The 24,702-nt window shown below is 62.5% G+C and carries 28 protein-coding genes and 1 tRNA gene; 17 read left to right on the top strand and 12 right to left on the bottom strand.

Annotated features, from left to right (window positions below):
* Positions 1 to 49: 49 nt before the first annotated feature.
* From UB48_RS07220 to UB48_RS07210, 3 genes are all read right to left on the bottom strand, one after another.
* Positions 50 to 607 carry a Smr/MutS family protein gene (locus UB48_RS07220; RefSeq protein ID WP_038994072.1) on the bottom strand — a complete coding sequence of 186 codons (558 nt, stop codon included), beginning with the start codon at positions 605 to 607 and terminating at the stop codon, positions 50 to 52.
* Positions 608 to 659: 52 nt separating this feature from the next.
* Positions 660 to 980 (bottom strand): hypothetical protein, encoded by a 321-nt coding sequence (locus UB48_RS07215; RefSeq protein ID WP_045195308.1) that lies wholly within the window; start codon positions 978 to 980, stop codon positions 660 to 662.
* A gap of 76 nt (positions 981 to 1,056) precedes the next feature.
* A complete protein-coding gene (locus UB48_RS07210; protein WP_045195307.1) occupies positions 1,057 to 1,647 on the bottom strand; it encodes a cysteine hydrolase family protein in 591 nt (196 codons plus the stop codon).
* A gap of 189 nt (positions 1,648 to 1,836) precedes the next feature.
* Between UB48_RS07210 and prmB the strand changes: the two genes are divergently transcribed.
* A complete protein-coding gene (gene prmB, locus UB48_RS07205; protein ID WP_045195306.1) occupies positions 1,837 to 2,745 on the top strand; it encodes a 50S ribosomal protein L3 N(5)-glutamine methyltransferase in 909 nt (302 codons plus the stop codon).
* Between the two features lie 45 nt (positions 2,746 to 2,790).
* Here prmB and UB48_RS07200 read toward each other — a convergent pair whose 3' ends face one another.
* Both UB48_RS07200 and UB48_RS07195 read right to left on the bottom strand, forming a co-directional pair.
* Positions 2,791 to 3,588, bottom strand: a complete 798-nt coding sequence (locus tag UB48_RS07200; protein WP_045195305.1) for a hypothetical protein — start codon at positions 3,586 to 3,588, stop codon at positions 2,791 to 2,793.
* Between the two features lie 106 nt (positions 3,589 to 3,694).
* Complete coding sequence (locus UB48_RS07195) at positions 3,695 to 4,657, bottom strand: alpha/beta hydrolase (protein ID WP_045195303.1); 963 nt, start codon at positions 4,655 to 4,657, stop codon at positions 3,695 to 3,697.
* A gap of 133 nt (positions 4,658 to 4,790) precedes the next feature.
* On the opposite strand from UB48_RS07195, the gene aroC reads away from it, so the two are divergent.
* From aroC to UB48_RS07180, 3 genes are read left to right on the top strand one after another with little or no spacing between them, the layout of a single operon-like run.
* Complete coding sequence (aroC, locus tag UB48_RS07190) at positions 4,791 to 5,882, top strand: chorismate synthase (protein ID WP_045195301.1); 1,092 nt, start codon at positions 4,791 to 4,793, stop codon at positions 5,880 to 5,882.
* A gap of 38 nt (positions 5,883 to 5,920) precedes the next feature.
* Positions 5,921 to 7,084 (top strand): MFS transporter, encoded by a 1,164-nt coding sequence (locus UB48_RS07185; RefSeq protein ID WP_045195299.1) that lies wholly within the window; start codon positions 5,921 to 5,923, stop codon positions 7,082 to 7,084.
* Entirely contained in the window at positions 7,071 to 7,592 is a 522-nt protein-coding gene (locus UB48_RS07180; RefSeq protein WP_045195297.1) for an acireductone dioxygenase, read from the top strand. The genes UB48_RS07185 and UB48_RS07180 overlap by 14 nt, the downstream gene beginning before the upstream one ends.
* A 57-nt stretch (positions 7,593 to 7,649) precedes the next feature.
* On the opposite strand, the gene UB48_RS07175 is transcribed toward UB48_RS07180, so the two are convergent.
* On the bottom strand, positions 7,650 to 7,922 hold the full coding sequence (locus tag UB48_RS07175; protein ID WP_045195296.1) for a DUF3509 domain-containing protein: 273 nt from the start codon (positions 7,920 to 7,922) through the stop codon (positions 7,650 to 7,652).
* Positions 7,923 to 8,196: 274 nt separating this feature from the next.
* Between UB48_RS07175 and UB48_RS07170 the strand changes: the two genes are divergently transcribed.
* On the top strand, positions 8,197 to 8,721 hold the full coding sequence (locus tag UB48_RS07170) for an ankyrin repeat domain-containing protein (protein ID WP_045195295.1): 525 nt from the start codon (positions 8,197 to 8,199) through the stop codon (positions 8,719 to 8,721).
* Between the two features lie 60 nt (positions 8,722 to 8,781).
* Positions 8,782 to 9,312 (top strand): hypothetical protein, encoded by a 531-nt coding sequence (locus UB48_RS07165; RefSeq protein ID WP_045195293.1) that lies wholly within the window; start codon positions 8,782 to 8,784, stop codon positions 9,310 to 9,312.
* Here UB48_RS07165 and UB48_RS07160 read toward each other — a convergent pair.
* Positions 9,309 to 10,250, bottom strand: coding sequence for a ZIP family metal transporter (locus UB48_RS07160; protein WP_045195291.1), 942 nt, complete (start codon positions 10,248 to 10,250; stop codon positions 9,309 to 9,311). The genes UB48_RS07165 and UB48_RS07160 overlap by 4 nt on opposite strands.
* Before the next feature lie 128 nt (positions 10,251 to 10,378).
* Here UB48_RS07160 and UB48_RS07155 point away from each other — a divergent pair, with 128 nt between their 5' ends.
* A complete protein-coding gene (locus UB48_RS07155; protein ID WP_045195289.1) occupies positions 10,379 to 10,570 on the top strand; it encodes a PLDc N-terminal domain-containing protein in 192 nt (63 codons plus the stop codon).
* A 13-nt stretch (positions 10,571 to 10,583) separates the two neighbouring features.
* On the opposite strand, the gene UB48_RS07150 is transcribed toward UB48_RS07155, so the two are convergent.
* Positions 10,584 to 11,057, bottom strand: a complete 474-nt coding sequence (locus UB48_RS07150) for a methylated-DNA--[protein]-cysteine S-methyltransferase (protein WP_045195287.1) — start codon at positions 11,055 to 11,057, stop codon at positions 10,584 to 10,586.
* A gap of 184 nt (positions 11,058 to 11,241) precedes the next feature.
* Between UB48_RS07150 and UB48_RS07145 the strand changes: the two genes are divergently transcribed.
* The 7 genes from UB48_RS07145 (at position 11,242) to UB48_RS07115 (ending at position 18,958) form a co-directional block, all read left to right on the top strand.
* Positions 11,242 to 13,326: an LTA synthase family protein gene (locus UB48_RS07145; protein WP_045195285.1), complete on the top strand. Its 2,085-nt coding sequence runs from the start codon at positions 11,242 to 11,244 to the stop codon at positions 13,324 to 13,326.
* 128 nt (positions 13,327 to 13,454) lie between these two features.
* Positions 13,455 to 14,789: a T6SS immunity protein Tli4 family protein gene (locus UB48_RS27070; RefSeq protein ID WP_052676494.1), complete on the top strand. Its 1,335-nt coding sequence runs from the start codon at positions 13,455 to 13,457 to the stop codon at positions 14,787 to 14,789.
* Between the two features lie 74 nt (positions 14,790 to 14,863).
* The gene (locus UB48_RS07135) at positions 14,864 to 15,100 is read left to right on the top strand and encodes a hypothetical protein (protein ID WP_045195283.1); all 237 of its coding nucleotides are present in this window, start codon (positions 14,864 to 14,866) and stop codon (positions 15,098 to 15,100) included.
* Between the two features lie 190 nt (positions 15,101 to 15,290).
* The gene (locus tag UB48_RS07130) at positions 15,291 to 15,623 is read left to right on the top strand and encodes a ribonuclease E inhibitor RraB (RefSeq protein WP_010226349.1); all 333 of its coding nucleotides are present in this window, start codon (positions 15,291 to 15,293) and stop codon (positions 15,621 to 15,623) included.
* Between the two features lie 177 nt (positions 15,624 to 15,800).
* Positions 15,801 to 17,210, top strand: a complete 1,410-nt coding sequence (locus UB48_RS07125) for a circularly permuted type 2 ATP-grasp protein (protein ID WP_045195280.1) — start codon at positions 15,801 to 15,803, stop codon at positions 17,208 to 17,210.
* 3 nt (positions 17,211 to 17,213) lie between these two features.
* Positions 17,214 to 18,164 (top strand): alpha-E domain-containing protein, encoded by a 951-nt coding sequence (locus UB48_RS07120; protein ID WP_045195278.1) that lies wholly within the window; start codon positions 17,214 to 17,216, stop codon positions 18,162 to 18,164.
* Entirely contained in the window at positions 18,161 to 18,958 is a 798-nt protein-coding gene (locus UB48_RS07115) for a transglutaminase family protein (protein WP_045195277.1), read from the top strand. The genes UB48_RS07120 and UB48_RS07115 overlap by 4 nt, the downstream gene beginning before the upstream one ends.
* Positions 18,959 to 18,961: 3 nt before the next feature.
* On the opposite strand, the gene UB48_RS07110 is transcribed toward UB48_RS07115, so the two are convergent.
* Complete coding sequence (locus tag UB48_RS07110; RefSeq protein ID WP_045195274.1) at positions 18,962 to 19,762, bottom strand: cytochrome c; 801 nt, start codon at positions 19,760 to 19,762, stop codon at positions 18,962 to 18,964.
* 548 nt (positions 19,763 to 20,310) lie between these two features.
* On the opposite strand from UB48_RS07110, the gene UB48_RS07105 reads away from it, so the two are divergent.
* The gene (locus tag UB48_RS07105; protein WP_045195272.1) at positions 20,311 to 21,039 is read left to right on the top strand and encodes an amidotransferase; all 729 of its coding nucleotides are present in this window, start codon (positions 20,311 to 20,313) and stop codon (positions 21,037 to 21,039) included.
* 9 nt (positions 21,040 to 21,048) lie between these two features.
* Here the strand turns inward: UB48_RS07105 and UB48_RS07100 are convergent, their stop codons facing one another.
* The 3 genes from UB48_RS07100 to UB48_RS07090 all read right to left on the bottom strand — a co-directional run bounded on the left by UB48_RS07100 (position 21,049) and on the right by UB48_RS07090 (position 23,620).
* Entirely contained in the window at positions 21,049 to 22,020 is a 972-nt protein-coding gene (locus UB48_RS07100) for a magnesium and cobalt transport protein CorA (RefSeq protein ID WP_045195270.1), read from the bottom strand.
* A 65-nt stretch (positions 22,021 to 22,085) separates the two neighbouring features.
* Positions 22,086 to 22,808, bottom strand: a complete 723-nt coding sequence (locus tag UB48_RS07095; RefSeq protein ID WP_045195267.1) for a 1-acyl-sn-glycerol-3-phosphate acyltransferase — start codon at positions 22,806 to 22,808, stop codon at positions 22,086 to 22,088.
* 122 nt (positions 22,809 to 22,930) lie between these two features.
* Positions 22,931 to 23,620 carry a crotonase/enoyl-CoA hydratase family protein gene (locus UB48_RS07090; RefSeq protein WP_045195264.1) on the bottom strand — a complete coding sequence of 230 codons (690 nt, stop codon included), beginning with the start codon at positions 23,618 to 23,620 and terminating at the stop codon, positions 22,931 to 22,933.
* A gap of 290 nt (positions 23,621 to 23,910) precedes the next feature.
* Here UB48_RS07090 and UB48_RS07085 point away from each other — a divergent pair.
* Both UB48_RS07085 and UB48_RS07080 read left to right on the top strand, forming a co-directional pair.
* A tRNA-Ser gene (locus tag UB48_RS07085) sits at positions 23,911 to 24,000 on the top strand.
* Positions 24,001 to 24,071: 71 nt separating this feature from the next.
* Complete coding sequence (locus UB48_RS07080; protein WP_143013269.1) at positions 24,072 to 24,587, top strand: hypothetical protein; 516 nt, start codon at positions 24,072 to 24,074, stop codon at positions 24,585 to 24,587.
* Positions 24,588 to 24,702 lie beyond the last annotated feature (115 nt).

Genomic DNA, 24,702 nt, shown 5'->3' with positions numbered 1-24,702 from the left:
TCGCAAACGCGAAGGGTACGGCGGCGACGGCGGCGCTGCAAGTACGGCGTTACTCGTCACGGCCTTCGAGCATGGTTCGCTTGAGCATGACATACACCGCGCCAGTACCGCCATGGCGGGCCTGACATGAGGTAAAACCGAGCACTTGAGGGTGCTGGCGCAGCCAGGTGTTGACGTGGCTCTTGATCATCGGTCGCTTGCCATCCAGGCGCACTGCCTTGCCGTGGGTGACGCGCACGCAGCGCACTTCGAAGCGGGTGGCTTCGGCAAGGAAGGCCCATAGGGTTTCCCGGGCCTTTTCGACGGTCATGCCGTGCAGGTCGAGGCTGCCTTCGAAGCCGATCTGGCCGAGTTTGAGCTTGCGCATCTGGCTTTCCTGGACGCCGTCACGGCTCCAGTGCAGATCGTCTTCGGGGCCGACATCAATCACAAACTGGTCCGACAGGCCATCGACCACGGTCTGGTCGCTTCGGACCGTCGCGGCCTGGCGCAGGCTTGCCAGTTTCTTGCGGTCGGCCTTGGGTTTGCCGACTTCGGCGCGATCATGGGTGATCGGCTTGACGCCGCGCATCTCGCTTTTGAACAGGGAAAAATCGTCGTCTTGCATGTAAGCCTCCGCCAGGGCGGCGTAGTTTACGCGACTCCCCCAAAGCGTGCAGTCAATCGTGTTTTTTCATCAGGTGCGGTGACAGGTTGAGCTCGCGGCTGCGGCGCAGGCGCAAGCGGCTGCGGCGCCAGAACCACACGCCCAGGTACAGCAGCAACAGGCCAAGGCCCAGCAGGACGCTGGCGCCGGCCGGGTTGGCGTTGAGCTCGCCCAGAGCAGCGGGGTGGCCCAGCAGGCTGGCGGCGCCGGCCATGGCCAGGAGCACGCCGGCGGTTGCCAGCAACGCCGAAAACGCCGCCGCCAGGCGCATGCCCCAGTTACGGGGCGTGCGTGGGCGCAAGCGTTTGGCATCAAAACCATCGGATATTTTCATTCCGATTTCCTCTATGGATATCCGGCGTTGGACCGAAAAGCCTTGAGGTGGTTCCGCCCGGCTGCCGGGCGGTCGCTCAGATCAGGCTGGTGGTTGGTGCCACGCAGGCAAAGTTGTCGGCCATGATCGCCATCTCGCTCTGCTGGATCTGCGCGGCTGCAATCACGCCGTCCTTGAACGGCAGGTCGCGGGTGGCGCAGGCATCCTCGATCAGGGTGCAGCGGTAGCCGTAGTCTTTGGCCCGGCGCACGGTGGTACTGACGCTGGAGTGGCTCATGAAGCCGCAGACGATCAGGTCCAGGTGCCCGTACTTTTGCAGGGTCTCGTGCAGGGTGGTGTTCTTGAAGGCATTGGGCATGCGCTTTTCAATGATCACTTCATCGCCCACAGGCTCCAGGCCCGGGATGAATTCGCCGCGTGGGCCCTGCGGGTCGAACATGCCGCCGACGGTACCCAGGTGACGCACGTGGATGATCGGGCGCCCGGCCTTGCGGGCCGCCTCGAGCATTTTAGCGATGTTGGCCACGGCCGCGTCCATGCCCGAGAGCGCCAGGGGACCGCTGAGGTACTCCTTTTGCGCATCGATAATCACCAGGCTGGCGTTGTTCAGCTTGGCCGGCGGATAGCCGCGGCCGCTGAGGTGGAACATCGTCGTTGGAACAGACATCAAGGGCTCCTTTGGATAGGGCTTTTACCCTATTGTCCCCTGCCTGAGCAGTTATGTGAATCGCTTCGCGTACAAGCAGCGTCGTTAGTGGCCTGCAGCCACCCTGGCGATATCCTTACAGGGTGTTTTTGCCGATCATTTCTTTTGCCGGGCTGTTAGAATCGCAGGTCGTCTTTCAAGGAGTCTGTTGTGATCACTTCTCGCTTGCGCACCCTGCGCGATCATATCCGTTGGGCCGTCAGCCGTTTCCACGAGCATGGCCTGTTTTTCGGTCATGGCGCCGACAACGCCTGGGATGAAGCGCGGCTGCTGGTGCTGGGCTCGGTGCACCTGCCCTGGGAAGTCGCCGATGCCTACCTAGACTGCCAGCTGGAAGACGACGAGCTGGTCAACCTGCAGCGTATGCTCAAGCGCCGCATCGAAGACCGCGTGCCGACCGCCTACCTGCTGGGCGAGGCGTGGTTCTGCGGCTTGTCGTTCATCGTCGACGAGCGCGTGCTGATTCCGCGCTCACCGATCGGCGAACTGATCGAAAAACGCTTCGAGCCGTGGCTGGCCAGCGAACCTGCGCGCATCCTCGACCTGTGCACCGGCTCCGGCTGCATCGGCATCGTCAGCGCCGAAGTGTTCCCCGAGGCTGAAGTGGTGCTGGCCGACCTGTCGTTCGAGGCACTGGAAGTCGCCAACCAGAACATCGAGCGCCATGGCCTGGAAGAGCGTGTGTATACCGTGCAGGGCGACGGTTTTGCCGGCCTGCCGGGTCAGCGTTTCGACCTGATCCTGTCCAACCCGCCGTACGTCGATGCCGAAGACTTTGCCGACATGCCCGAGGAGTATCACCACGAGCCGGAGCTGGGCCTGGCCTGCGGTAACGACGGCCTGGACCTGGTGCGACGGATGCTGGCCGAAGCGGCCGATCACCTGACCGACAAAGGGTTGCTGATTGTCGAGGTGGGCAACAGCCAGGTGCATGTCGAGGCGTTGTACCCGGAGGTGGATTTCGCCTGGCTGGAATTCGAGCGCGGCGGCCACGGGGTGTTCATGCTCACGGCTGAGCAGTGCCGCCAGCACCAGGGGCTGTTTGCCTCGAAGGTGTAAGCACCAAGCCCGCTCCTGTAGGAGCGGGCTTGCCCCGCGATAGATTCAGCGGTGAGTCGCAATCCAGATCAACAACCCCGCCTGAAACACCGCAAAGGCCACCAGGCAAGTGATGGTAAAACGCAGCCCGCTGTCTTCACGGCGGTACTTGCTGACCCGCTCGTCACGCTCGCGCAGTTGCGCCTCTTTTTCCTGCAAGGTCTGCTCGGCCTGTTGCAGCATCTGCGCGGCATCGAGGATCTCGACCCGCTGCACCTTGTCAGTGTTCCAGCCGCCTTTTAGCTCGCCAACCTGGACATCGACGAAGCGCCCCTTCAGGTGCTGGGCATCAGCGTACTCGACCTCCAGGCCATGGCTGCGCAGCACATGGTCGCGGCGCAGGCGAGTGTCTTCGTTGAGCGCATCCTTGCTTGGCAGGGCCGCACCTTCGACCCGGTAGTGCGGCCACTTGCGCTGCGCCCACTGCACCGCCTGGTTGAGCAGAAAGCGCCCTAGGCCGCGGTTCAGCGGCTCGATCTGCAAGCCGGTGTCGGGCGTGAAGGTCACATGCTTTTCTTCATGGTCGACCCACACATCGAGGTGGTTCTGTTCCTTGCGCACTTTTTGCGCCGGCAGCTGGATGGCCATGCGCAGCAGGCTGGTCTGCTTGCTGTGGCGTTCGGCATAACCGTACTGGACAAAGCGCAGCGGCCGCGCACCGCTGTTGCGGTCGGTCGGCAACGGCGCCAGGCGCAGCATCTGGAAATGTTCGGGGGTAACATCGGCCCAGGGCAGGGGGGCAACTTCCGCTGCTGCCTGCTCGGCAGTCGTCTCGGCGGTGTCCTGGGGGGCGGCTTCGGTCATCACGGCAATCCTCATGTGCGCAGCGGGCTGGTCGCATTGACGATGCCAGCACCGCTTTATCGGCAGGATTGGCCTGGACTGGAGGCGTAATTTCTGCGAATTGGCCTCAGCTGGCGGGCAACCGCTGAATGAAGTCGACAACGCGCTGGCCAAGTTCGGCTGCTTGCGGCAGTTGCGGGTCAAGGTAGCTGTCGCGTTGCTGGCTCATTTCTTCGGGGGCGATGCGCAGCATGTGGTTCATGCCCTTGATCAACGCCAGTTCGGCATCCGGCTTGGCCGCCTTGAGGATCTCGGCGTTATCGACACCGACCTGGAAGTCATGGGTGCCCTGGATGATCAATGCCGGTACCTTGACCTTGGCGAAGGCCTCGGCCGGGTCCTGGCGGAACAGCGAAATCAGGTAGGGCTGCACACTCGGGCGCAGGACGTCCTGCAGTGGCAGCGGCACGCGGGAAGAAGTCTTGCCGTTTTTCAAGCGGTCAAGGATGTCGTGGGCACTGGCCATGTAGCGCCCGGGGATGCGGTCAAACATCTGCGCGCGCAGCGCCTTGTCGATCGGCCAGCCGCTGCCGGCAATGCTGATCACCGCGCTGGCGCCGCTGTGCTCGGCGGCAAGGCTGGCGATCAGCGCACCTTCGCTGTGGCCGAGCAGGACCAGGCGGCCGAAGCGTGGGTCGGCCTTGATTTTCTGGCTCCAGGCCACCGCGTCGGCAACATAGCGTTCCACCGTCAGGTCACGCTCATCCGGCGTAGCAGCCAGGCTGGCGGCGACGCCTCGCTTGTCGTAGCGCACGCTGGCGATATTGTTTTTCGCCAGGGTCAGGGCCAGTTGCTTGAGGTTGTCGGTATTGCCGCCGTAGGGGTTGTTACCGTCGCGATCGGTCGGCCCGGAGCCAGCAATGATCAGCACCACCGGTGGCGGCTGCTCGGTGCGCGGCAACAGCAGGCTGCCGTGCAGCACGCCGCTGCCGGTATCGAGGCTGAGCGGGCGCTGGAACACGACGGGGGCAGCAGCCTGGACCAGACCACTGAACAGCAGGGCGATTACTGCAACAATACGCAACATCATCAGGCCACTATCGAGAGAGTGCGGTTTGGACCGGGGCCAGCGCAGAAGGTTCGCCGTCAGGGATGAACTGAATGGTTAGCCTGCGTATACTGGCGGCCTTGTTCAAATCTGGCTGATTCGCGGAGCGTCCTGCATGTCCGGCAATACCTACGGCAAGCTGTTCACTGTCACCACCGCTGGCGAAAGCCATGGTCCGGCGTTGGTCGCCATTGTCGATGGCTGCCCGCCGGGCCTGGAAATTTCCCTGGCCGACCTGCAGCACGACCTCGATCGGCGCAAGCCCGGCACCAGCCGCCACACCACCCAGCGCCAGGAAGCCGACGAAGTCGAAATCCTCTCGGGTGTGTTCGAAGGCCGCACCACCGGTTGCTCGATCGGCTTGCTGATTCGCAACACCGACCAGAAGTCCAAGGACTACTCGGCGATCAAGGACCTGTTCCGCCCGGCCCACGCCGACTACACCTACCACCACAAGTACGGTGAGCGCGACTACCGCGGCGGTGGCCGCAGCTCGGCGCGCGAAACCGCCATGCGCGTGGCCGCCGGCGCCATCGCCAAGAAGTACCTGGCCAGCCAGGGTATTCGCATTCGCGGCTACATGAGTCAGCTCGGCCCGATCGAAATCCCTTTCAAGACCTGGGATTCGGTGGAGCAGAACGCCTTCTTCAGCCCCGACCCGGACAAAGTCCCGGAGCTTGAGGCCTACATGGACCAGCTGCGCCGCGACCAGGATTCGGTCGGGGCAAAGATCACCGTGGTCGCCGAAGGGGTCATGCCTGGTCTTGGCGAGCCGATCTTCGATCGCCTGGACGCCGAGCTTGCCCATGCGCTGATGAGCATCAACGCAGTCAAGGGCGTGGAGATCGGCGCAGGTTTTGCCAGCGTCGCCCAGCGCGGCACCGAACACCGTGACGAGCTGACCCCGGAGGGTTTTCTCAGCAACAACGCCGGCGGCATTCTTGGCGGTATTTCCTCCGGCCAGCCGATCGTTGCCCACCTGGCCCTCAAGCCGACCTCGAGCATCACCACCCCGGGCCGCTCCATCGACGTCGATGGCAACCCGGTCGAGGTCATCACCAAGGGCCGTCACGACCCGTGCGTGGGTATCCGCGCCACGCCGATCGCCGAAGCGATGATGGCCATCGTGCTGATGGACCACCTGCTGCGCCATCGCGGGCAGAACGCCGAGGTACGCGTGAACACCCCGGTACTGGGCCAGCTGTAATGCCGGCCTCGGCCAATCGCGCTGCGGCTCGCTGAGCCGTGGCGGCGATTCCCTACTGGCGGCTGTCCAGCTTCTACCTGTTCTACTTCGCCTTGCTTGGTTCGACCGCGCCGTTTCTGGCGTTGTATTTCGATCATCTGGGTTTTTCCAGCGCGCGCATCGGCGAGCTGGTCGCCATTCCCATGCTGATGCGTTGCGTGGCCCCCAACCTGTGGGGCTGGCTGGGTGACCGCAGTGGCCAGCGCCTGCTGATCGTGCGCCTGGGGGCGTTGTCGACCCTGGCGACCTTTTCGCTGATCTTCTTCGCCAAGAGCTACGCCTGGCTGGCGCTGGTAATGGCCCTGCATGCGTTCTTCTGGCATGCGGTATTGCCGCAGTTTGAAGTCATCACCCTGGCCCATCTGCAGGGGCAGACCGCGCGTTACAGCCAGATCCGCCTGTGGGGGTCGATCGGCTTCATCCTCACCGTAGTCGGGCTTGGCCGCTTGTTCGACTGGCTGAGCCTGGACATCTACCCGCTGGCGCTGGTGATTATCATGGCCGGTATCGTCCTGGCCAGCCTCTGGGTGCCCAATGCCCAGCCGCCGGGGCAGAATGAGCGGGCCAGCGGCGGCGGCTTTCTCAAGCAACTGTCCAGCCCCGGGGTTGCCGCGTTCTACCTGTGCGTGGCGCTGATGCAACTGAGCCACGGCCCGTACTACACCTTCCTGACTCTGCACCTTGAGCACCTGGGCTACAGCCGCGGCACCATCGGCATGCTCTGGGCGCTGGGGGTGGTGGCCGAGGTGCTGATGTTCCTGGCCATGAGCTGGATTCTGGCGCGGGTATCGCTGCGCCGGGTGCTGCTGGCCAGCTTTGCCCTGGCGGCAGTGCGTTGGGCGTTGCTCGGCAATTTTGCCGAGCATTTGGGCGTACTGTTGCTCGCCCAGCTCTTGCATGCGGCCACCTTTGGCAGTTTTCACGCGGCCGCCATCGCCTTCGTGCAACGCAGCTTCGCGGCCCGCCAGCAAGGTCAGGGGCAGGCGTTATATGCCGCACTGGCCGGCACTGGCGGCGCCTTGGGCGCCCTGTATTCGGGTTACAGCTGGAACCTGCTGGGGCCGGCTACCACCTTTAGTATTGCCAGCATCGCAGCCCTGGCTGCAGCCGTTATCATTGCGCTTCGAATGAAAGAGGATAGTTGCCCCGATGAGCAGCCTTAGCGTGTATCACCAGTCCACCCCGGACACCCCAAACAAGGTACTGACTCACCTGGAGGACATCGCCGCGACCCTGCAAGAGCAGGGCGTGCGTTTTGCCCGTTGGCAGGCTGGCGCGCCGATTCAGGCGGGCGCCAGCGACCAGCAACTGATCGGCGCTTATCAAGCCAGTATCGATGCGCTAAAAGCCGAGACCGGTTACGCCCGTGTCGAGGTAAGCCGCGAAGCGGATACCAGCCTGCGCGATGAGCACACCTGTGCTGAAGAGCGACTGCACTTTTTTGCCGCCGGGCGCGGGCTGGTCAGCCTGCGGATCGAGGACTACATCTATGCGGTGTTGTGCGAGAAGGGCGATTTGATCGGCGTGCCGGCAGGGGTTCGGCACTGGTTCGACATGGGCGAGGAGCCCCGGTTCGTGGCGATCCGGGTGTGCAACCGGCCGGAAGGTGGGCTTGTACGGTTTACTGGCGATTCGATTGCCAAGATGTTCCCGCGGCTTGACGACTGCTAAACGCCATCACGGGGCAAGCCCGCTCCTACAGGTAGGAGCGGGCTTGCCCCCGCGAAGTTACCGATAAGTCGGCAAGGCAAACCGCTGCTGGCTTTGCAGCATCGAAATCACCGGCAGCTCACTGGCCTGTTCAGCCAGGTCGCGGCGAATCGCACTGATCGCCCACGACAGTTGTTCGGCGCTATGCAGCTGGGCATAAGAAATCGAGCGCTTGGTCTGGGTACCGTCGGCTGCCCGCAGGGTCAGCAGAATTCCGCCATCGGGGCGCGCCTGGGTGGTGACATCGTAGGCGGAGAATACCGAGGCGAATTTTTCCTGGATGAGGTCCATATCAGCTCCTGACTGTTAGTGGCAGACATGGAGTGACAGGTGCAGCGACTGTGCCAGCTTTTTGATTTTATAAAATCCTTATAAATCAATGGCTTAGAATTTGGTTGGGAAAGGTGTGCCGTGCATTCTGCATGGTCGTGCATTTTGCACAGTGCATTTTGCAGTATCGCCTTGGCCAATAGATTTCTTCTGTCATGGCCATGACTTATCCACCGTTGACCCGCCGCGCTCCCTGCTCAAGACTTGGGCCTTTCCGATAGCCAGGAGGTTCCCCATGTCTGACCAACGCAGGCCAACGCCGATGAACGACGACGAGGCGGCAGCGTTTGCCGAAGAGGTCTTCGACCGGGCGCGCAAGGGCGACGCGGTGATACTCGGGCGCTTGCTGGAAAACGGCTTGCCAGTGAACCTGCGCAATGGCAATGGCGACACCTTGCTGATGCTTGCCAGCTACCACGGGCACCTGGATGCCGTGGCGGTACTGCTCGAGCACGGCGCCGACCCGCAGATCGCCAATGACAAGGGCCAGTTGCCGATTGCCGGCGCGGCCTTCAAGGGTAACCTGGAGATGGTCCAGTTGCTGGTGGACAAGGGCGCCGAGGTCGATGGCGCGTCCGCCGATGGACGCACCGCGCTGATGATGGCGGCGATGTTCAACCGCACGGTGATTGTCGACTACCTGCTGGCCCAGGGCGCCAACCCGCGCCATCGCGACGCCCGTGGCACCGATGCCCTGGGCGCGGCGCAAACCATGGGCGCGCCCGAGACCACCGAGCAGTTGCTCAAGCTGCTCGGCTAACCCCACGGGGCCTTTTGCGGCTATCCTTGGCGACTTTTTTCAGCGTCGCAGGGCCCCTTCATGAAACTCCAACTGGCCGAACTCATCGGCAAAATCAGCGCTGGCTGCATGGGCGAGGACGAAGTCGCGCGTATCGCCGACGAAGCCGCCCAGGCCTATGCCGACCCGCAGGCGTTTCTCGCCGCCAACCCGGACATCAACTACGACGACAGTTTCCCGATCCCGCTGGGTGAGTGGATTGTCGTCGGCAGCCTGCCCGACACCGTGTTGTTCCAGGCTGATAGCTATCAGGACCTGTTCCAGCAGATCACCGACTCTTTCGACAAGAGCGTGCCGTTCAACCTCAAGCCCAAGCAACTGGCCAAAGTCGAGGCGCTGACCGCGCTTAACCGCATCCAGGTGCAGATGGGGGCGATGAACAAGGAAGCCGGCGGCTATGTGCTGATGAACTTCAGCCAGTTGCTCGATGACGAGCTGCAGATGGTGCTGGTCGGCAACGACGACCTGCCGCGGGTGCTGGAGCTGTGTGCCGAAGTCGGCATCGCCGCAGCGCCGGCCCTGGAAGCGCTGCGGGTGGCCGTGCACGTTTAACCCAGGGCGGTGTCGAGGAACATCATCACCGCAAAACCGCCCATCAGGCCCAGGGTTGCCGAGGTCTGGTGGCCGTTGCGGTGGGTTTCCGGAATCACTTCGTGGGACACCACGAAAATCATCGCCCCGGCTGCCAGGCCCATGCTCACCGGGTAGGCAATGGCAAAGCCGGTGGAAATACCCAGGCCGATCACTGCGCCAATGGGCTCCATCAAACCAGAACCGATGGCCACCAGCGCCGCCTTGAAGGTCGAGAGACCGGTGGCGCGCAGTGCCAGCGCTACGGCCAAACCTTCGGGAATGTCCTGGATGGCGATGGCGCTGGTCAGTGGCAGGCCGACATTCAGGTCACCGTTGGCAAAGCTGACGCCGATGGCCATGCCCTCGGGCAGGTTGTGCAGGGTGATGGCCAGGACGAACAGCCACACCCGGTTGATCCGCTCCGCCTGTGGGCCGCAGGGGCCGGTACTTTCGTGCTCATGCGGGGTGAAGCGGTCAAGGCCGAGCATCAGCAAGACCCCCAGGCCCATGCCGACCACCACCGTCAGTGCCGCGTACGGGCCGTTGCCGGTGATCTCCCGCGCGGCGTCGAGGCCCGGCAGAATCAGCGAGAAGGAGCTGGCGGCGAGCATCATCCCGGCGGCAAAGCCGAGCATCACATCCTGGGTGCGCGCGCTGACCTCGCGCAGCACCACTGCCATGACTGCGCCAAGGGCGGTGGCGGCAAATCCGGCGAGGCCGCCGAGCATGGCCATGTGCAGGTTTTGCTGGTGGTCGCCATGCACAGCATTCCACGCGCTGGCGATCAGCAGGCCGAGCACCGCCAGCAAGCTCAGGCCCAAACCTGCGCTGAGCCACGGGCTGCTTTGTGCCTGTTGCATCCAGGCGTTCCACAAGGGGACGGGAGCGGGGCTGCTGTGACTGTGGGCGGGTGGCATAGGAACCTCTCTGGGGCAATTCAATCAATCGAGTGTAACCAGCGCTGCCTGGGCGCGGCGAACGATTCGCCTCTATGGGCCTGATAGCCAGCTATCCTGAGGGCAGACGCGACCAAGGGAGCAATACCATGGGTTCTACCTTCAATAGCCTGGTTGGGCTGATCATCCTCGCCCTGGACATCTGGGCGATCATCAATGTGATCAAAAGCGGTGCCAGCGGGGGCGCCAAGATTCTCTGGATCCTGCTGATTCTGCTGCTGCCGGTGCTGGGCCTGATTATCTGGGCGATAGCCGGGCCGCGGGGCAATGTGCGGCTGTAGCCCGAGATAATCTTCAGATCAGCCAGGTCCCCTCCAGTTCCAACAGGATCTGCTTGCGCTCGATCCCGCCGGCAAAGCCGGTGAGGGTGCCATTGCTGCCGATCACCCGGTGACAGGGGATGATGATGGCAATCGGGTTGGCGCCATTGGCGGTGCCCACTGCCCGTACCGACCTGGGGTTGCCGATGGCCTGGGCAAGTTCGCCGTAGCTGCAGGTGGTGCCGTAGGGAATGCGCTGCAGGGCCTGCCAAACCTCGCACTGGAACGGTGTGCCGCGGGGCGCCACACGCACCTCGAAGGTCTCGCGCTTGCGCGCGAAATACTCGTCCAGTTGGCGCGCCACGTCGTCCAGCTGGTTGCTGGCCGGCAGCCAGTCCGCGGCCAGTTCCCAGGGCTGGGCGGCGTCCATGTGCAGCAGGCGCAGGCCCTGTTCATCGCCTGCCAGCAGCAGCGGGCCTAGCGGGCTTGGTAGGTAGCGAAAAAACATGGGGTAATGATCTCCCTGCGGATAACCCTGATTCTATTACGAAATTTTCACAAACGATTGCCGACAATTTGCGCGCGCAATTATCCGTTCGCCGAATGACCGTGCAACGCGCTCGCGTTTAGGGCACATTTGCCGATTCGTTTTACCGCCTTCCTCGAACCTGAACCCTAGGATCTTCCAATTCATGGCTAACACGGACGCCTTGAGTCAACAGCGGGCTGCGTCGCGCCCGTTGCAACCGACGCTGAAATCGCATCTGGCCTACACCCTGCTGTGCGGGCTGGTGATCATGCTGATGCTCAGCCTGGTCCGCCTCGCGTTGCTGGTCTACAACAGCGACATGATCGGCGACACGCCGACCTCGACCGTAGCCGAGGGTTTCCTCAATGGCCTGCGGTTCGACTTGCGGGTTGTGGTGTACCTGAGCATCCCGCTGCTGCTGGCGATCCTCAGTGCCCGCGCCATGGCTGCCCGCGGCCTGTTCCGGGCCTGGCTGACCATCGCCTCGAGCATTGTCATGTTCCTCGGCCTGATGGAGATGGACTTCTATCGCGAGTTCCATCAGCGCCTCAACGGCCTGGTGTTCCAGTACGTCAAGGAAGACCCGAAAACCGTGCTGAGCATGCTCTGGTACGGTTTCCCGGTGGTGCGCTACCTGCTGGCCTGGGCTTTTGGCACCTGGCTGCTGAGCCTGTTGTTCAAGGGCATCGACCGCCTGACCCGGCCTGCTGGCGGGTATGAAAGCCAGGTAGCCGGCACGCGCAGCGTTGCGCCCTGGTACGTGCGCGGCGTGGTGTTCTTCATGGTCTTGCTGGTAGCGGTCATCGCCGCTCGCGGTACCCTGCGCCAGGGCCCGCCGATGCGTTGGGGCGATGCCTTCACCACCGACTCGAACTTCGTCAACCAGCTGGGCCTGAACGGCACCCTGACCCTGATCGACGCGGCCAAGAGCCGTTTCGGCGAAGACCGCGCCAACATCTGGAAGTCGACCATCGAGCAAGGCCTGGCGACCCAGACCGTGCGCGACATGCTGCTGACCGCCAACGACAAGCTGGTCGATGCCGACAGCGCCGCCGTGCGCCGTGACTTCACCCCGCCGGCGGACAACACCCTGCCAATCAAGAACGTCGTGGTGATCCTCATGGAGAGCTTCGCCGGTCATTCGGTTGGCGCCCTGGGCAGCCCGAACAACATCACCCCGTACTTCGACAAACTGGCGAAAGAGGGCCTGCTGTTCGACCGCTTCTTCTCCAACGGCACCCATACCCACCAGGGCATGTTCGCCACCATGGCCTGCTACCCGAACCTGCCGGGCTTCGAATACCTGATGCAAACCCCGGAAGGTGGCCACAAGCTGTCCGGCCTGCCGGCGCTGCTCAGTGCTCGTGACTACGATGACGTCTACGTCTACAACGGTGACTTTGCCTGGGACAACCAGTCCGGTTTCTTCGGCAACCAGGGCATGACCACCTTCATCGGCCGTAACGACTTCGTCAATCCGGTGTTTTCCGACCCGACCTGGGGTGTGTCCGACCAGGACATGTTCGACCGTGGTAACGAAGAGCTGGCCAAGCACGATGGCAAGAAGCCGATCTACGCGCTGCTGCAGACCCTGTCCAACCACACGCCGTATGCGCTGCCCAAGGATCTGCCGGTCGAGAAGGTTACCGGCCAGGGCCGCCTGGACGAGCACCTGACTGCCATGCGCTACTCCGACTGGGCCCTGGGCCAGTTCTTCGAGAAAGCGCGCAAGGAGCCTTACTTCAAGGAAACCCTGTTCGTCATTGTCGGCGACCATGGCTTCGGCAACCACCAGCAGGTCACCGAGCTCGACCTCGGGCGCTTCAACGTGCCGCTGCTGCTGATCGCCCCGGGTATCCAGGAGAAGTTCGGTGCGGTCAACCACACCGTGGGTACCCAGATCGACATCGTGCCGACCATCATGGGCCGCCTGGGCGGCGAAACCCGTCACCAGTGCTGGGGCCGTGACCTGCTCAACCTGCCAGCCGGTGACCAGGGCTTCGGCATGATCAAGCCATCGGGCAGCGAGCAGATCGTCGGCCTGGTCAAGGGCGACCGGATCCTGATCGAGTCCAAGGACATGTCGCCACGCATGTACCGCTACGAGCTGGGCGCCAACTTCAAGGCCGAGCTGATCGAAGCCCCGGACCAGACCGAGCTGACCCACAAGCTTGAGTCGTTCATCCAGACCGCGACCAAGAGCCTGCTGGATAACACTGCGGGTGTAGTGCACGGCACCCCGGAATAACGACGTTGCGGGTGCTGTAAACAGGACCCCGGCTTGCCGGGGTCTTGGCTTTCTGGGCCATGGATGCTCAAATCGCGCGCTTGAGGAAGCGGGGGCTGCAACGGCGCCCATCAAAAAAGGATTTTTGCGTGCGCGTGTTCGTATTGTTTGCCGGCCTGTGCCATTCACTGTTGGCGCTGGCCGATGTTGCACCGGCGGATTACCAGACGCCCCCCGGCTGGCGTACCGAATGCATGGGCCGGGTGCAGTTCGATGTGCCCAAGGACATTGCCTGGCACACTTCCAGTGGCTACTGGCAGTACTACAATTTCGAGCTCCCCACTCCCACAATCACCCCTGGGGACAAGCAGATTGCCTACGGCGAAGGATTGACCGGCGAGCTGCCCTTTCTGGTCGACATTGAGGTCAGCCCGTTGACCACCCGTGCACTCTACGAACAGATCCGCTATGTGCAGGGCCTCACCCGTGGCCCGGCGCAGGAGCGGGTGGTGAAGGCGCAGATGGAGGCGCTGGATGCCGCCATCTCTGCGAGCCGTGACGACGAAACGCGCTACAGGGCCCTGAGTGATCAGTACTACGACTTGCGTGAAAAGCTCCAGCGCATAGGCTATGTGACTTCGCAACTGGTGGTGCTTGACGACATGATCAAGCAATTTACTGGCGAGGGGCGGTCGGTGGCGAAGCTGCAGGTCGAGCGCGATGCCTTCTTCGAGGAGCAGGCGCAATGGCCGACCGATGTAGAGTACGAGCATGAGCGCTTTATCGAGCTGGGTGTGCCAGACGCCTCTGCAAACTGGTATGAAGGCAATCTGACTGCCTACCTGTGGCGCGATCAACGCATCTACCGATTCAAGTTCTACAGTGGCGCCAATACCGCGACAGACACCGCGGCGCTGGCCCGGCTGGAGCCCAGGGCACGCACCGTGCTGGCTGCGTTCCGTACCCGCAAGCAATACGAAACTCCCCAGGAAAACGGCTTCTGTGTGCCATATGGCTTCATTGCCGACGATGGCGCACCGCGGCATGCCATCACCCTGGGCTTCACGCCGGCAGACAACCCCAAGCTGCTGCACCGCCTGAGCATGAGCAACGATGATGAAAAAGCCGTCGACATGGTCCCGATGCTGCTGGATCGACTGATTGCCAACCCGTTTCCGCTGCAGATCAGCGTCGATAAGTTCGGGCCCTCAAGCGTGCGGATCGGCGCCGCCAAGGGCAGGTTCGGCGGTGCACGCTTTCGCGTCTATGAGCCTGACAGTTTGAAGCCGGCGGCCACAGAAACGTTCAGGATGGTCGCCGGCGCCTTGGGCTCCGGCTACCAGCCCACTGTGGTGCTGGGAGTGACCGATGAACACTCTGAGCCGCCGCTGCAGTTCGAGCCTTCCAGGGACGATTTTCTACGCACGCTGCAAAGCATACGCGCGCTGCCAGGCGCTCATCGCTTCGAGCCGCAAGAAGACTGAACAACCACCGCTGTATCGAGGTCAACGGAAGGTAAGCCTGATTCACCCTGAACATCTGTACAGAGGAGAGTCCAATGAAAGCATGGGTCATTACCTTCGTTGACCAGAAGGGCGAGCGTACCTCGCTGCCGCTCAGCGCAGAGCTGGAACCGAGTATCGAAGAGGCGGCGCGGCTGATTCGCTCCCATCTGTTTCCGGTCCTGGGCGAGCTGGACCTCAATGATTTCCAGGACCGCGAAACCTCGCCAACGGCCAAATGGCTGAAGGAGCAGAACGGGGTGGAGATCACTGCCATCACTGAAGGGCCTTGAACCCGCATGCCGGCTGGCACGCTGGGCAATCAGGCGCTACGCTGCAGACAAGGTCGGGCGATTTTTTCTGATTGTCCGGGCTTGCCGATCCACGTCACGCAACAGCTCGAATTGCCCCCGCACGGCTTGTGTGGCGGGCAGGTGCGTTTTGCACTGAAAGTCTATCCATCGGTAATGAGGAGGACGATTCATGAGCAGCCAATACGAGGACATCAGCAGCACGGTCTTGCGTCGGATGAAAGAAGGGGGGTTCAACTTCGCGCAGATTCATCCCATCGAGTTTTATGCGGTCTTTCCGGACGAGGCACGGGCGCGGCGAGCGGCAGGTAAGTTTCGCGGCGAATCACTCAGTGCCCAGGTCCACGAGCGCGATGATGGCGCCTGGCACCTGGAGCTGAGCAAGGTGATGTTTGCAACCTATGGCGGTATCGGCGAATTCGAACAGGATTTCGAAGCGGTGATCGCCCCGCTGGGCGGAGAAATAGAAGGCTGGGGCGTCAAGCAGGAACGTCAACTGGCTTGACCGGCAAGCAAGCGCGGCGCTTCGCAATGAGGCGCCGCCGTCAAAGCGAGCGCAGCGGTTGCACAGATCTGGTGCGACCGTTCTTCGTTTAAAACGCAACATACTGAATAACAAGGAATTGTGCCGCTGGCACGGGGCTTGCGATGGCTCCGCTGCACGGGTGACAAGGAGTTCGGCATGATCCGCACCTTTTATGACGAAATGTACGCCGCTGACGGCCAGGTCCGTCCGCACTACCGGGAATTCGCCCGCTGGCTGGCCGAAACCCCGCCAGAGCTGCTGGCCCAGCGTCGACGTGAAGCCGACCTGCTGTTCCACCGCGCCGGCATCACCTTCACCCTCTATGGCGACGAGCAGGGCACCGAGCGCCTGATTCCCTTCGATACCATCCCGCGCAGCATCCCGGCCAGTGAATGGCGGGTGGTCGAACGGGGCTGCATTCAGCGGGTCAAGGCGCTGAACCTGTTTCTAGCCGACCTGTATCACGACCAGCGCATTATTCGCGCCGGGATCATTCCGGCCGAGCAGGTGCTGGCCAACGAGCAGTACCAACTGGCGATGCAGGGCCTGGACCTGCACCGCGACATCTATTCGCACATTTCCGGGGTCGACCTGGTGCGCGACAGTGATGGCAGTTACTACGTGCTCGAAGACAACCTGCGCACCCCCAGCGGCGTCAGCTACATGCTTGAAGACCGCAAGATGATGATGCGCCTGTTCCCCGAGCTGTTCGCTGCCCAACGCATCGCGCCGATCGATCATTACCCCAACCTGTTGCTCGATACCCTCAAGAGCTCAAGCCCGCTGGACAATCCCAGCGTGGTGGTGTTGACGCCCGGGCGTTTCAACAGCGCCTTCTTCGAGCATGCCTTCCTCGCCCGCGAGATGGGCGTCGAGCTGGTCGAGGGCGCCGACCTGTTCGTGCGTGACGAGCGGGTATTCATGCGCACCACCGACGGCCCCAAGGCGGTGGATGTGATCTACCGGCGCCTGGACGATGCCTTCCTCGACCCGCTGGCCTTCAACCCCGATTCGATGCTCGGTGTGCCCGGGCTGCTGGCGGCTTATCGCTGCGGCAACGTGGTGCTGGCCAATGCCATTGGCACCGGGGTGGCCGACGACAAGTCGATTTACCCCTATGTCACCGACATGATCCGCTTCTACCTCGACGAGGAGCCGATCCTCAAGAACGTGCCGACCTGGCAGTGCCGCAAGCCTGAAGAACTGTCCCACGTGCTGGCGCACCTGCCGGAGCTGGTGGTCAAGGAAACCCAGGGTTCCGGCGGCTACGGCATGCTGGTCGGGCCGGCGGCCAGCCGTGCCGAGATTGAGGCGTTCGCCGCCCGGATCAAGGCCCGGCCCTCGGCCTATATCGCCCAGCCGACGCTGTCGCTGTCGACCTGCCCGACCTTTGTCGAAAACGGTATCGCCCCGCGGCATATCGACCTGCGCCCGTTCGTGTTGTCCGGGCGCGAGACCCGGGTGGTGCCAGGCGGCCTGACCCGGGTCGCGCTGCGCGAGGGCTCGCTGGTGGTCAACTCGTCCCAGGGGGGCGGCACCAAGGACACCTGGGTGGTCGAGGATTAAGTCATGCTGAGTAGAACTGCCTCTGATTTGTACTGGATGTCGCGTTACCTGGAGCGGGCGGAAAACCTCGCGCGGATGCTCGATGTCAGTTATTCGCTGTCGCTGATGCCGCAAGACGGGCGCGGCGACGGCCTGGATGAAATGGCCATGCCGCTGCTGATCACCGGTACCCTCGACGACTACCTCGAGCGCCATGGCCAGCTGCATGCCGAACGCCTGCTGCACTTCTTCGCCCTCGACCCGGAAAACCCGGCGAGCATTTACAGCTGCCTGGGTGCCGCGCGGGCCAGTGCCCATGCGGTACGTGGGCGGATCACCGCCGACATGTGGGAAAACATCAACGCCACCTGGCTGGAAATTCGTGGCATCGCCGAGCAAGGCCTGGGCCGCTATGGCATGAGCCGTTTCTGTGAGTGGATCAAGGAACGCTCGCACCTGTTCCGTGGCGCCACTTACGGCACCATCATGCGCAACGACGCCTTTCGCTTCATTCGCCTGGGCACCTTCATCGAGCGCGCCGACAACACCCTGCGCTTGCTCGATGCCCGCTACGAGATGCTTGGCGACGAGGCCGAGGCGGTCAGCGACAGCTCGGCGCGCGGTTACTACCAATGGAGCGCCTTGCTGCGCGCGCTGTCGTCATTCGAGGCTTACACCGAAATCTACCGTGATGCACCGGCCGCTCGCCATGTTGCCGAGTTGCTGCTGTTGCGCGCCGACGTGCCGCGCTCGCTGCGTGCCTGCACCGAGGAAATCGACCTGATCCTCGCCAGCCTGCCCGGCGGCAACGGCCGCCCGGCCCAGCGCCTGGCCGCCGAGGTGGACGCGCGCCTGCGCTACACCTCGATCGATGAAATCCTTGCCGAAGGGCTGCACCCCTGGCTGACCCATTACATCCCGCTGGTGCGTGAACTGGGCAACGCCATTCACAGCGCCTACCTGGAGGCCGTATGAGACTGACCATTAGCCACGAAACTGCCTACCACTACGAAGACCAGGTGCGTGCCAGCATCCAGTACCTGCGTCTGACTCCGCACGACAGCGAGCGTCAACAGGTGCTCAGTTGGCAACTGGACCTGCCGCGGCCGGTGCGCGCGCAACTGGACCCGTTCGGCAACATCCTGCATGTGCTGAGCCTGGAAGAGCCACATTCGGACCTGGTCATCGGCGCCCGTGGCCTGGTCGACATTGATGAAAGCCGCGAGGCCGAGCACGAGCTGCAATCGCCGCTGCCGTTCCTGCGCTTCACCCGCCTGACCGAAGCTGACGAAGCCTTGCGTGCCTTCGCCAGCCAGCAATGCCGCAAGCGCCGTGACCGCTCGACGTTGATCGAACTGATGAATGCCCTGAACCAGCGTATGGCCTACAGGCCCGGCAGCACCGCCGTGGATACCAGCGCCGCCCAGGCGTTTGCCGGCGGCGCCGGGGTGTGTCAGGACCACACCCATGCCTTCCTGGCCTGCGCGCGCAGCCTGGGCATCCCGGCGCGCTATGTGTCCGGTTACCTGTTCGACAGCGACAGCCAGCAGATGGCCAGCCACGCCTGGGCCGAAGCCTGGCTGGAGGATGCCTGGTACAGCTTCGATGTCACCAACCAACTGGCCCGGCCTGAACGCCACCTGAAACTGGCGGTGGGCCTGGACTACCTGGATGCCTGCCCGGTGCGCGGCATGCGCCGCGGTGGTGGTTTCGAGCAGATGCACGCCAAGGTGCTGGTGACCCCGACCCTCAACGCCCAGCAGCAGTGAGCCTCAGGGTTTGCGCGTGGCCATGTGGGCCAGGTACGCCAGCAGCGCATCCAGCTCGCTATCGCTGATGACCGCTGCGGCAAACCCGGGCATTTTTGCCTGGGGCCACTGGCGCAGGCTTTGCGGGTCACGGATGTAACGCCGGAGGAAATCGGCCTGGAAGTACTCGGTCGGGTTGTGCGGCAGGTTCAGGTCCGGACCGAACTGGGCGTCCCCGGCGCCGTTGAGGCGATGGCAGGCCAGGCAGTTCTTCTGGAACACGGCAAAGCCCTGGTTGACCGGGTTGTCGGCGCTAATGCCTGGCGCCGGGCGCATGGCCGGGAAGCGTTCGGCCACTGCCGCCAGGCGGCGAATGCTGGCGACCTGGAAAGGCCATTGCTCAGGGCTGATGCGCCCGGCTTGCGGGTCGGTCCAGACCAGGTAAAACGGCCCGGCACCGGGCTTGCCCTTGGCCAGTGCCGGCCAGGGTCTGGCCGGGTCTTCAATGGCCAGCCAGGCCCGCGCAGGGCCGTCCTTGAGCAAAGGCGCGGCGGGCATCTCGGCGGCGAAACCGTCCAGGGCAATGGCTTGCAGGTGATCATCGGCCTGCACTCCCTGTAGGAGCACAGCCAGTGGTACCGCGCGGTAATGCATGGTTCGCTTGTAGGAAACGTCGTTGTCAATCTGGATATCCTGCGCCAGCGGATGCGCCAGCAACTCGGCGCTCTGCCAGTGGCGGCTGCCGTTGCCCAGGTCGAGGGTCAACTGCGCCGCCTGCAGGGGCAGGCACAGCAGGGCGAGCAACAAGCTGAAACAGTGGCGCATGGGCAGTCTCCAACCATCAGGGTCGGCAGATTACCTGCACACAACCGGCTTGTGCCAGGCACAAACCGCGGGAAGAGGGCATGCCGCTCAGCCGAACAGGCGTGAAAGGTTCGGCAGGATCAACAGCAGCGTAGTGGCGAAGAGAATGAGCCCGGCTTGACGTACTTTGTGTTGTTTGAACATGGCTGACCGCCTTTTTGTTGTTATTCCTGAGTGCCCAGAGGCTTCCTTGTCGTCGATCTGGCGAACATCATTTAACGTGGTGAAACATTAAGTCGCGAACCGTTGCTAATGGGTATACAGCTAACCTTAGGGTCAACGTCACCCGTGTTTTAGAACGCTTTAATCTGCACTTATTGCGCTTCAGATGTTTTTCGCTATGAGGCCTTTGGCCATCCACCAGCATTCCCCTTGCTAGACGCCTGCGTCACATCGGCAAGTGGATCCCAACCTTATGACCGTTCGTCCGAGCATCATACTTGCCTGCGCGCCTTATTCGGGGCAGGCTTTACGGGGCAATCCCGCCTTTGTCGTTCAGGACTATCTCTATGTCGCTACGCATCTGCATCCTGGAAACCGACGTCCTGCGACCGGAGCTGGTCGAGCAGTATCAGGGCTACGGACGGATGTTCGAGCAGCTGTTTACCCGCCAGCCAATCGCCGCCGAGTTTCGCGTCTACAACGTGTTGAACGACGAATACCCCGATGATGACCAAGTGTTCGATGCCTACCTGGTTACAGGCAGCAAGGCCGACTCGTTCGGTGATGATCCGTGGATTCACAAGCTCAAGGCGTTCCTGCTGGAGCGCTATCAGCGTGGCGACAAACTGCTTGGCGTGTGTTTTGGTCATCAACTGCTGGCGCTGCTGCTGGGCGGCAAGAGCGAGCGCGCGCACCAGGGCTGGGGGGTGGGTACCCACCGCTATGTGATGAACGCCAAGGCGCCGTGGATGAGCCCGCAGGTTGAAGAGCTGACCTTGCTGATCAGCCATCAGGACCAGGTCACCCGCCTGCCGGAAAACGCCACGGTGATCGCCTCAAGCGATTTCTGCCCCAACGCCGCCTACCACATCGGCGACCAGGTGCTGTGCTTCCAGGGCCACCCCGAATTCATCCACGACTACTCGCGGGCGCTGCTCGAGCTGCGCCAGGACAGCCTCGGCCAGGAAGTCTACCGCAAGGGCATCGATAGCCTGGCGCATGAGCACCAGGGCAGCACGGTGGCCGAATGGATGATGCGCTTCGTCGCGCACAAGCCCCAGGGCAGTTCGGCCTGAGGCCTGCCGTTACAGCCAGCCGGAGCGCTTGAAGCTGGCGTACAGCGCCGTGCAGCCCACGGCGATCCCGCCCAGCACGGCAAAGTAGCCGTAGTGCCAGCTCAGCTCCGGCATGTTCTGAAAGTTCATCCCGTAGATCCCCGCCACGGCGGTGGGGAAGGCCAGGATCGCCGCCCAGGCGGCGAACTTGCGCTGCACGATGCTCTGGCGTGACGACTCCAGCAGCATGCCGATCTCGATGGTCTGGCTGGCGATGTCGCGAATCCCTGCCAGGTCCTCCATCTGCCGGGTAACGTGGATCTGCACGTCACGAAAGTACGGGCGCATGTTCTTGTCGATGAACGGGAAGGTCAGACGCTGCAGTTCTTCGCTGACCTCGACCATCGGCGCCACATAGCGGCGCAGGCGCAGGATGTCGCGGCGCAGGCTGTGGATGCGCTGGATGTCTTCTTCCTTGAGCGAGCCGCTGAGCACGCTGCGCTCAAGCTCCTCGATCTCGCCATGAATGGCTTCGCTGACCGGCTGGTAGTTCTCGGTGACGAAGTCGAGCAGGGCGTAGAGCACGAAGTCTTCGCCGTGCTCGAGCAGCAGCGGCCGGGCCTCGCAGCGCTGGCGCACCAGGGCGTAGGATTTCGAGTGGCCGTTGCGGGCGGTGATGATGTAGCCGTTGCCGGCAAAGATATGGGTTTCGATGAACTCCAGCTTGCCTTCATGGCGCACTGGCGAATAAGTGACGATGAACAGCGCATCGCCGAAGGTCTCGAGCTTGGGCCGGCTGTGCTTTTCCAGCGCGTCCTCGATGGCCAGCTCATGCAGGTTGAACTGGCGTTGCAGGTTGGCCAGTTCCTGGGCGTTGGGCTCTTCCAGGCCGATCCAGACAAAATGTCCGGGTTTGCTTGCCCACTGGCTGCCTTCATCGAGGCTGATATTGGTGACTTTTCTGCCGGCGCTGTACACCGCCGCCGCAACGACTCGACCCATGGTTGTCCGCTTCTTCTGTTAACCGTGCCAGTAGCTTGGTATGACCGGCACGATTCGGCAACCGTTCACGCCTGGGTCAGTTCACTTTCCATGCGATCGATGCAGTGTTGCATCTGCAGGCGGCACTGTTCGGCCAGGGCCGGCACATCCTGCTGGGTCAGGCCGCTGGTGGCGATCGGCGCCAGCGAACGGATGATGACCTTGCTGCGCCGCCAGCCGTTGAGCTTCAGGCGGCTGGCATAGCGGCTGACGCACACCGGCACGATCGGCACACCGGCTTCCACGGCCATGTGGAAGGCACCCTTTTTGAAGGTGATCAGATGCTCGCCGGCATTGCGCGTGCCTTCGGGGAACACCCAGATCGAGGTGTCGTCTTCGCTCAGGGTGCGGGTGGTGGTCTGCATGGCCCGGCGCGCCTGGTAGGCATTGCCGCGATCGACCAGGACGTTGCCGCCCAGCCAGAACAACTGGCCGAACAGCGGGATCCATTTCAGGCTCTTCTTGCCGATGCACACGGTGCGCGGCGGCACCACATGGCCGAGCACGAACAAGTCGTAGTTGGACTGGTGGTTGGCGATGATCACGCAGCCCGGCGGCTGGTCGAACAGCGGGCCGACCTCGGCCTTGATCTCAAGGCGCATCAGCCAGGTGGCGGGCAGGCCGTAAAGGCGTGCACAAATTCGGCTGTTGTCCGGGTTGAACGGTCGGCACAGGCCGACCAGCACACCAAGAACACCGGCCAGGAGAAAATGCAGCCCCAACAGGAACATGCGGATTATAAAAAGCATTCGTACGACTCACACCAGGCAAACGCGGCGCAGTGTACGGGTGTGCACTTCTATCGGCAAACGCTCATTGGGCGGGACAGGCCTGATTACACAATTAGTTGCAATCAGGCCTTGGTAGGGGGTCAGCCGAGGTGTTCCTGGTCGCGGATGATCGCGTCGTCGAGCAGCTCCAGCAGAGCTTTGCGCACCTTGAGCTTGGTGTGCTTGTGGGCGTTCATGTTGATCTTCTTCAACTGCCGGGCGGCAGTCAGCGCAGCTTCCTGAAGTTGCTCGACCGGCACGACCTTGTCGAGGAAACCGGCGTCCACGGCGCTGACCGGGTCGAACATCTCGGCATTGATCACCGAGCGGTGGAATGCTGCACGGCGCAGGCGATCGCGGGCCAGTTCAATACCGGCGTGGTGCATGGTCATGCCGATCTGCACTTCATTAAGGCCAATGCTGAACGGGCCTTCGACACCGATGCGGTAGTCGGCCGAGAGCAGCAGGAAAGCGCCCTTGGCCACCGCGTGGCCCGGGCAGGCGACGATGATCGGGAACGGGTGCGAAAGCATGCGCCGGGCCAGGGTCGAGCCTGCGGTGACCAGGCTGACGGCTTCTTTAGGGCCTGCGGTCATGACTTTGAGGTCATAGCCACCGGACAGAATGCCGGGCTGGCCGGTGATGATTACCACCGCGCGGTCCTGCACGGCCTGGTCGAGGGCGGCATTGAAGGCCTTGATGACGTCAGGCGAGATGGCGTTGACCTTGCCGTTGTTCAGGGTCAGGGTGGCAATGCCGTCTTCGAGGTGGTAGGTAATCAGCTCACTCATGACAGAGTTCCTTAAAGGGGAGTGGGGCAGACGTTACTCAGGCAAGTGCCCGAGGTAAAGCGCTGTGACTGACTGACCGGTCAGCTTGACGGCCCGTTCGCTCGTGCTAACGGGAGTAGGTGAATCGGCGCTGTCAAAGCACGCCAGAGAATGGCGGCTTTGCCCTGTGTACCGTGGTTTTTTGCTTGAATGGCTTAAGCGCATGAATATTCTGAAAAAAACCTTTGCCATCAGAACCTCTTTCGACTACATTAGCGCGCCTCGACAGGCTGAACTGCTTGAAGAGAAACGGTGAAGTGTCCGAGTGGCTGAAGGAGCACGCCTGGAAAGTGTGTATACAGGAAACTGTATCAAGGGTTCGAATCCCTTCTTCACCGCCATATCTAGAAAAGCCCCCGACCTGAACAAGGTCGGGGGCTTTTTGTTTTGCCCATGAAAAAGGATGTTTCAGATGCTCAAAGAATGTTTTACCAAGGCGCAGATCCTCGCCGCCGAACAATTGCTGACCTTGGTCAGCCCGTCGGCGGCAATGGCCAGCCAGCATGTCCAGGCCCTGCGCGAGGTCGAGCTGGATGAAGACGACATCGAGGAATTCGAGGACGATCCGCAGCAACTGATGTACATCGTCAAGGACGTGGCAGACTGGGAGTCGGTGTTCTTTGTCGACTGGAAAGACACCGAGTCTTTTGTGCAGAGCGTGCAGCAGTTGGCCGAGGCACGGGATGCCGACGTTACGTTCGGCGTTGAGGACGCGGAAGATGAAGACTTCCTCGAAGGCACCACGGTGCCCGAACTGATGGTCACCGCCCACGACGAGCTGCACAAGCAGGGCCTGGTGCTGTGGAACTGGTCTACCGACGGTGACTGCTACAGCGGTTTCATTACCACCAGGGACGTGGCGACGCAGCTGGTGGCGTTGGGCAAAGTGCTGGAAGTAGAAATCCGCGAGGGTAGCGAGCCGTTCTGATAGTGGTGCTTGGTGGGAGCTGGCTTGCCAGCGATGAGGCCAGTGCAGTCAGCACATCAGGCGCTGCCTGGATTACGACCGCTTCGCGCTCGATCGCTGGCAAGTCCAGCTCCCA

The sequence above is a fragment of the Pseudomonas sp. 2(2015) genome, from assembly GCF_000955865.1.
Classification (GTDB): domain Bacteria; phylum Pseudomonadota; class Gammaproteobacteria; order Pseudomonadales; family Pseudomonadaceae; genus Aquipseudomonas.
This window is presented reverse-complemented; position numbering and strand designations above follow the sequence as displayed.

Bases quoted from the DNA above. Each gene is read 5' to 3' on its own strand.
- UB48_RS07220 (WP_038994072.1), bottom strand. From the start codon at position 607: ATGCAAGACGACGATTTTTCCCTGTTCAAAAGCGAGATGCGCGGCGTC.
- UB48_RS07215 (WP_045195308.1), bottom strand. From the start codon at position 980: ATGAAAATATCCGATGGTTTTGATGCCAAACGCTTGCGCCCACGCACG.
- UB48_RS07210 (WP_045195307.1), bottom strand. From the start codon at position 1,647: ATGTCTGTTCCAACGACGATGTTCCACCTCAGCGGCCGCGGCTATCCG.
- UB48_RS07200 (WP_045195305.1), bottom strand. From the start codon at position 3,588: ATGACCGAAGCCGCCCCCCAGGACACCGCCGAGACGACTGCCGAGCAG.
- UB48_RS07195 (WP_045195303.1), bottom strand. From the start codon at position 4,657: ATGATGTTGCGTATTGTTGCAGTAATCGCCCTGCTGTTCAGTGGTCTG.
- aroC (WP_045195301.1), top strand. From the start codon at position 4,791: ATGTCCGGCAATACCTACGGCAAGCTGTTCACTGTCACCACCGCTGGC.
- UB48_RS07180 (WP_045195297.1), top strand. From the start codon at position 7,071: ATGAGCAGCCTTAGCGTGTATCACCAGTCCACCCCGGACACCCCAAAC.
- UB48_RS07175 (WP_045195296.1), bottom strand. From the start codon at position 7,922: ATGGACCTCATCCAGGAAAAATTCGCCTCGGTATTCTCCGCCTACGAT.
- UB48_RS07170 (WP_045195295.1), top strand. From the start codon at position 8,197: ATGTCTGACCAACGCAGGCCAACGCCGATGAACGACGACGAGGCGGCA.
- UB48_RS07165 (WP_045195293.1), top strand. From the start codon at position 8,782: ATGAAACTCCAACTGGCCGAACTCATCGGCAAAATCAGCGCTGGCTGC.
- UB48_RS07160 (WP_045195291.1), bottom strand. From the start codon at position 10,250: ATGCCACCCGCCCACAGTCACAGCAGCCCCGCTCCCGTCCCCTTGTGG.
- UB48_RS07155 (WP_045195289.1), top strand. From the start codon at position 10,379: ATGGGTTCTACCTTCAATAGCCTGGTTGGGCTGATCATCCTCGCCCTG.
- UB48_RS07150 (WP_045195287.1), bottom strand. From the start codon at position 11,057: ATGTTTTTTCGCTACCTACCAAGCCCGCTAGGCCCGCTGCTGCTGGCA.
- UB48_RS07145 (WP_045195285.1), top strand. From the start codon at position 11,242: ATGGCTAACACGGACGCCTTGAGTCAACAGCGGGCTGCGTCGCGCCCG.
- UB48_RS07135 (WP_045195283.1), top strand. From the start codon at position 14,864: ATGAAAGCATGGGTCATTACCTTCGTTGACCAGAAGGGCGAGCGTACC.
- UB48_RS07130 (WP_010226349.1), top strand. From the start codon at position 15,291: ATGAGCAGCCAATACGAGGACATCAGCAGCACGGTCTTGCGTCGGATG.
- UB48_RS07125 (WP_045195280.1), top strand. From the start codon at position 15,801: ATGATCCGCACCTTTTATGACGAAATGTACGCCGCTGACGGCCAGGTC.
- UB48_RS07120 (WP_045195278.1), top strand. From the start codon at position 17,214: ATGCTGAGTAGAACTGCCTCTGATTTGTACTGGATGTCGCGTTACCTG.
- UB48_RS07115 (WP_045195277.1), top strand. From the start codon at position 18,161: ATGAGACTGACCATTAGCCACGAAACTGCCTACCACTACGAAGACCAG.
- UB48_RS07110 (WP_045195274.1), bottom strand. From the start codon at position 19,762: ATGCGCCACTGTTTCAGCTTGTTGCTCGCCCTGCTGTGCCTGCCCCTG.
- UB48_RS07105 (WP_045195272.1), top strand. From the start codon at position 20,311: ATGTCGCTACGCATCTGCATCCTGGAAACCGACGTCCTGCGACCGGAG.
- UB48_RS07100 (WP_045195270.1), bottom strand. From the start codon at position 22,020: ATGGGTCGAGTCGTTGCGGCGGCGGTGTACAGCGCCGGCAGAAAAGTC.
- UB48_RS07095 (WP_045195267.1), bottom strand. From the start codon at position 22,808: ATGCTTTTTATAATCCGCATGTTCCTGTTGGGGCTGCATTTTCTCCTG.
- UB48_RS07090 (WP_045195264.1), bottom strand. From the start codon at position 23,620: ATGAGTGAGCTGATTACCTACCACCTCGAAGACGGCATTGCCACCCTG.
- UB48_RS07080 (WP_143013269.1), top strand. From the start codon at position 24,072: ATGCTCAAAGAATGTTTTACCAAGGCGCAGATCCTCGCCGCCGAACAA.